Here is a 546-nt window from a genome sequence, read left to right on the forward strand (position 1 = left end):
CGCCGGCTGCTGGTGCTGGACCAGGACGACCTCTACACCGGCATGGCCGTGGACGAGGTACTGGGGATGCAACATTTTCCCATTGATGAATTTGTGGAATCACTGCCGGTCAGCGACACCAGCGTCACGAACTTTGTGCGCGGGGCCTACCGACGGGAAGGGGAGTATTGGTCCGTGTTCAGCCTCACCCGGCTGGCAGAGGACCCGCGTTTTATGCAGGTAGCCCGTACCGGCTAACGGCATAGAACAACTCGGGGAATATAAGAAGAGTGAACGCCAGGCCAGGAGCCAGACTATGAAGTTCAATTCGGGAGCATTGTTCGAAAAATTGCGGGGGGGCTCAGGCGGCGGCACGCTGAATATTGCCCTTTATGTGGGCCTTGCCATCTTTGTGCTATTGGCACTGGCCAACTTCCTGCTGTCCGCCACCACGGCAAACAAGGCGCAGGAGAACATTACCCGCGCTTCCGAAATGCGGGTAATTTCCCAGCAGATCGCCAAAAACGCCCTGGAAGCGGCCGCCGGTAACGCCGACGCCTTCGAATT

Annotated in this window: 1 protein-coding gene and 1 pseudogene; both read left to right on the forward strand. The window is 58.1% G+C overall.

Going from position 1 to position 546, the window contains the following annotated elements; genetic code table 11:
• The coding region (locus A3730_RS00355; RefSeq protein ID WP_197477201.1) for a chemotaxis protein CheW at nt 1-237 on the forward strand (237 nt) is incomplete at its 5' end.
• A gap of 58 nt (nt 238-295) precedes the next feature.
• Nucleotides 296-546, forward strand: a pseudogene (locus tag A3730_RS00360) (chemotaxis protein); the annotation flags it as partial.

The sequence above is a fragment of the Alcanivorax sp. HI0044 genome (assembly GCF_001634945.1).